This is a genomic window from Frankia sp. AgKG'84/4 (assembly GCF_023242965.2).
Classification (GTDB): domain Bacteria; phylum Actinomycetota; class Actinomycetes; order Frankiales; family Frankiaceae; genus Frankia.
Window position 1 is genome coordinate 1 of the sequence record NZ_JALKFU020000403.1, and the last position, 4,890, is coordinate 4,890.

At 74.5% G+C, this 4,890-nt stretch carries 6 protein-coding genes; 3 read left to right on the forward strand and 3 right to left on the reverse strand.

The genetic code is table 11. The features are described from left to right. The coding region (locus MXD58_RS19960) for a DUF3710 domain-containing protein (RefSeq protein WP_250609716.1) at positions 1-463 on the reverse strand (463 nt) is incomplete at its 3' end. Between the two features lie 229 nt (positions 464-692). Between MXD58_RS19960 and MXD58_RS19965 the strand changes: the two genes are divergently transcribed. From MXD58_RS19965 to MXD58_RS19975, 3 genes are all read left to right on the forward strand, one after another. After that, positions 693-1,598, forward strand: coding sequence for a mechanosensitive ion channel family protein (locus MXD58_RS19965; RefSeq protein WP_248837327.1), 906 nt, complete (start codon positions 693-695; stop codon positions 1,596-1,598). A gap of 11 nt (positions 1,599-1,609) precedes the next feature. Then, the gene (locus MXD58_RS19970) at positions 1,610-2,065 is read left to right on the forward strand and encodes a hypothetical protein (RefSeq protein WP_248837326.1); all 456 of its coding nucleotides are present in this window, start codon (positions 1,610-1,612) and stop codon (positions 2,063-2,065) included. 145 nt (positions 2,066-2,210) lie between these two features. Then, entirely contained in the window at positions 2,211-2,825 is a 615-nt protein-coding gene (locus tag MXD58_RS19975) for a LapA family protein (RefSeq protein WP_250609717.1), read from the forward strand. Between the two features lie 34 nt (positions 2,826-2,859). Here MXD58_RS19975 and MXD58_RS19980 read toward each other — a convergent pair whose 3' ends face one another. Both MXD58_RS19980 and MXD58_RS19985 read right to left on the reverse strand, forming a co-directional pair. Beyond that, positions 2,860-3,339, reverse strand: a complete 480-nt coding sequence (locus MXD58_RS19980; protein ID WP_250609718.1) for a universal stress protein — start codon at positions 3,337-3,339, stop codon at positions 2,860-2,862. Between the two features lie 160 nt (positions 3,340-3,499). Then, on the reverse strand, positions 3,500-4,890 hold a 1,391-nt coding region (locus MXD58_RS19985), incomplete at its 5' end, for a WD40 repeat domain-containing protein (protein ID WP_250609719.1).

Sequence of the window (4,890 nt, forward strand, 5' to 3'; positions counted from 1 at the left end):
CCAGCCCAGATCCGGCCAGCCCAGATCCGGCCAGCCCAGATCCGGCCAGCCCAGATCCGGCCAGCCCAGATCCGGCCGGCGCTGGCGGTAGGCCCGCGGCGGCGAGGACGGCCGCCGGGGAGGCGGCCAGGCGCGCGCGTGCCTCGTCCCACAGGCCGCGGCTCTTCGGCGCGGCGAACACCGCGAGCGTCACCGTCACCTGGCCGGCACGCACGACGGCCAGAGGGCCGGGTGGCGCCCCACCCGCGGCGGCGGGGACCTCGATCGTCGCGCCCGCGGGCACCGGGACCACGAGCGAGCCGAGATCGACGCGGCGGCGCCCGTCACCGGGCAGGTCGACCAGGTCGTACGGGCCGCGGGCCGTGGCGCGCGCCGGTGCGGCGTCGACGGCGGGTGCGCTCTCGTCCCTGCCATGATCGCCCCGGCCGTGCCCCGGCCCGAACCAGCGTCCGCCGAACCCCATGGCGATCTCCGTCTCTTTCGCTGTCCCGTCGCTCAGGATCCCCGACGGGGGTGGCGCTGTCGACACCTGCGTATCCACCCGGTCACCTGCCCGAAGCCGGTAAGGGCCACCTCCGGCGGGTACCCGCTGTGCCGCAAGCGGGTAGGTTCGGGCCGGTGAGCGGAGTTCGACACACCTTGCCGGTGCCCCCGGCGGCGACCCGTCCGCCCGCCGGCCGCGCGCCGATCTCATGATCGGCCCGTCTACGGTCGCCGCGGCGGCCACGGTCACCGCGACCGCGCCGCTGAGCGACATCGGCCAGTGGGCCCGCGGCAGCGGCCTGGAAGTCGTGATGCTGGTGAGCGGCGCGCTGCTGCTGACCCGGTTCGCGACCTGGCTCGGCGATCGGGTGACCACGCGTATCGACGTCCAGTCCGGGGTGGTCCGCAGCGAGTCCGCCAAGCATCGGCATGCCGTCGCGCAGGTCATCACCTGGACGTCGCTGGTCATCGTCTACTGCCTGACGGCGGTGCTGGTCCTGCAGCGCTTCAGCGTGCCGGTGACCGGGTTCGTCGCGCCGGCGACGATCGTCGGTGTGGCGCTCGGCTTCGGCGCCCAGAAGATCGTGCAGGACATGCTCGCCGGGTTCTTCATCATCGCCGAGCGCCAGTACGGCTTCGGGGATCTTGTCCGGCTGATGGTCGCCGGCGGGCCGGCCGCCGGATCGACGGGCACCGTGGAGGAGGTCACGCTGCGGATCACCCGGTTGCGGACGTCCAGCGGCGAGGTCGTGACGACGTCGAACAGTCAGATCGTGCAGGTGGTCAACCTGTCCCGGGACTGGGCCCGGGCCATCATCGACGTGCCGATCCCGGCGGCCGCCGACCTCGCCACCGTCAGTGAGCTGCTCACCCGGGTCGGCGCCGAGGCCTACGCCGACGACGCCCTGCATGACCAGCTCCTCGACGCGCCCGCGGTGATGGGCGTTGAGAGCCTGGATCTCGACGAGTACCGGATCCGCGTGGTGGCCCGCACCCAGCCGGGCCGGCAGTTCGAGGTCGGCCGGGCCCTGCGGGCCCGCATCGCGACCACGCTGCTGCGCGAGGGCATCACCGCGCCCGCTGAGCTGGACACCGCCGCCCCCACCGCATCCTGAGGTCCCGACCCGTGACGTCATTCGACCCGCAACGCGTAGTCCGGTTCGCCCGGTCCATTCAGATGCGCCGCTCGACCGCGGGCCTCGTCGCCTTCTTCCTCGTCACCGTGGCGGCCTACCTGGTGCTCCGGCCGGATCCGGCGCATGTCGCCCGGGCCCGCCTGGTCGCCAAGGCCGTCGCCGAGCGCCAGGCCGAGGCGCAGGTCGCCGCGACACCGATCGCGCGGCACACCTTCTCCCCAACGCCCCTCGCCACCGCGCCGCCGAGCCCGAGCGCATCCGTGGACCCGTCGGCCACGGTGACACCCACCACCGCGCCGTCGGCGTCGGCGTCGGCGTCGGTCACGCCGTCCCCCACCGCCGACACCGGCCTGTTCGGCACCGGTGGCACCGGTCAGTCCTCGGTGGCCACCGCCCCCGCGCCGACCGCCGGCGTCGCCAGTACCCTCGCCCCCACCCAACCCTGATCACGATCTTCCACCGCCTCGGCCGCCGACCCGGGCCATCGGTTTCTCTGTAGTCCTTCGATAGGCGCGCGCGGCGGAGATGTGATACCGCACCCGGGACGGGTAGTAACCAGGCATGACCCTGCCGCGCGGCCCCGTGCCACCCATGGATGACGCCCAGCAACCGGATGTCGGTTCGACCGGTCGGACCGTTCCCACGACCGGCCCGGGCGCCGCCGGGGGGGCACCCACCGGGGCACCGCCGCCGGTGGAGGCGTTCCCGGCCCCGCAGGACCCGTCCCGCCCGCAGGGCCCGCCAGCTGGTGGGCCGGCCGTCGCCGGGCCGCCGAGCGCGCCGGGAACGGGCGGGCATCGGCACGGGTTCGGACACGGCGGCAAACCGTCGATTCCCGTGACCCGGACGAGCCGGGTGTGGACCTCGCTGATCCTGTCCGCGGTCGTGCTGATCCTGCTGCTCGTGTTCATTCTGCAGAACCAGGACGACGTCAGGATCTCGTTCTTCACCGCGCACGGTTCGATGCCGGTCGCCGTCGCGATGCTGTTCTCCGCCGTCGCGGGGGCGCTGCTGGTCGCGATCCCGGGAATCGGCCGGATGATCCAGCTGCGGAAGGTCGCCCGGCGCGGCACGGCGGTACGGCCCGGCGCGGGCGGTCCGACCGCGGGCGGTCCGGCGGCAGGTAGCCCGACGGTGGGCGGTCCGGTCGCGGCGGAGCCGCCCGCTGGCCAGCCTGTCAGGACCTCGGGGTGGCGGGCGCGCTGAGCGCGTCCACCCGCGGCCACACGGCCACGCACGGCTAGGGAACGACGATCACCGGCCACTGACCGGCGCGCACGAGGCGGCCGGCCAGCGAGCCGATGAGCCGGTGGCCGGCGCTCTCCGACGCGCCGACGGCCACCAGATCGGCCCGCACCTCGGCGGCGGTGCGCCTGATCCCGTCGAACGGGTCACCGGCGCGGACCAGGAAGCGGATCGGCACGCCGAGTTCGACCTGGCGGTCCTGGATGAGACCCCGCACGTCGTCGACGACCCCGTCGATGATCAGCTGGACGGCATTGCCCGTCGGCGCGGGCGACATCGCCGCCCAGACCGGCGTCGCCGCGACGTACACGAGCACGAGCCACGACGACTGCCGCCGGGCGAGGCCCGCGGCGAACGCCGCAGCGCGCAGCGACGTGCGGGAGCCGTCCACGCCCACCAGGATCGCCCGGGCGCCGTCCGTGCCGAGCTCGAACCGGCCCGGCGCCCACTCAGGGCCATAGTCCTCAACCAGCATGATCGACCGGTCCGCGTCATCACCCACACCACGAGTGTGTCGCACTCCGCGACCTGGACTTCTCCGGGTGACCCGCCAGCGACGCGGCGGCGGGTGCCAGGAACGGCGGGTGCCAGGAACGGCGGGTGCGAGGAACGGCGGACGCTAGGAACGGCGGGCGCTAGGAGCAGGGGGCGTGATACGCCATCGAGCCGAAGGCGCTCGACCATTCGCCGGCGGTGATGCGGTTCGCCGGGTCGGCGCACGCCGCCGTGGCCAGCCTGCCCGGGTCGGCGTCCCACAGGCGGACGGTGCCGTCGTTGCCGGCGGTCAGGACCACCCCGGTGGCGGGGATGACGGCGACCGTGCTGATCGGCTGGGTGTTCCCACTCCACTTGGTGAGGGGCTCGGGCTGGGCCGGGTTGGTGATCGCGGACAGGCGCACGGTCTCGTCGTCGCCGCCGGACGCGACGAGGCCGCCGTCACCGCCGGCGACGCTGGCGACGCCGCCGAACTGGCCGGGAATCGTCGCCTGCGGTGTCGGACGGGCCGGATCGGTGACGTCCCACAGCCGCACGGTGGCGTCGATCCCACCGGAGACGAGCGTGTCGCCGTCCGCGCTGAAGGCGACGGCGCGCACCGCGCGGGTGTGGTCGCGGAGCACCTGACCGCGCTTCGGGTGGGCCGCGTCGTGGATGTCCCACAGGCCGACCGAGCCGTCCTCGCCGGCGACCGCCAGCGTCTGCCCACCCTTCGCGAACGCGACCTCGTACACACCGCCGGTCCCGGTGTCGAGGTGGGATCGGGTCGTCGGACGGGCGGGGTCGGTGGCGTCCCACAGCGCGAGGACGCCGTCGGCGCCGCTGGAGGCAACGGTGTTGCCGTCGGGGCTGACGGCGACGGTGCGCACCGCGTCGGTGTGCACGCGGGCGATGGACCAGCGGCGGATGTTCTCCGGGTCGGCGAGGTTCCACAGCCGGACCGTGCCGTCGGTGCTGCCGGAGACGAGCAGGTCACCGCCCGCGTTGAAGGCCAGTGCGTCGATCCAGCCGACGCTTTGGACCGAGTCGAGGCGGGTCAGGCTGGTCCGGTCGCTGACCTGCCAGAGCGTGATGACGCCGTCGCGGTCACCGGTGGCGATGCGCTGGCCGTCCCGGCTGACCGCGGCGGCGAGCACGCCGGCGGAACTGACCTGGGTGGTCGCGGGAGTCACGTCGGCGCCGAACAGGCCGATCATCGCGGCCCGGGTCTCGGGCAGGGTCGGTGCCACCCGGTAGGCGGCGAGCGCGAGGCGGCCGGCGAGTGCCGCGTCGGTGTCCTGCAGCCCCAACGCCCGCACGGCGACCGAGGCCGGCACGCTGGTCGTGCTCGCCTTCCCGCCGTTACGGCTGGCCAGCACGGCGGCGACGCCGACGAGGATCGCGACGACGGCGACAACCGCGGCGATCAGCTGGATCCGGGCGTGCCGGACCTGGCTGGCCGACCTCGCCGGTCGACCTGAACCTGCCGGCTCCCCCGGGACCGCGACAGGCGCGGGCCGGGCCGGCACGTTCGCCGCGGGCACCACGCCGG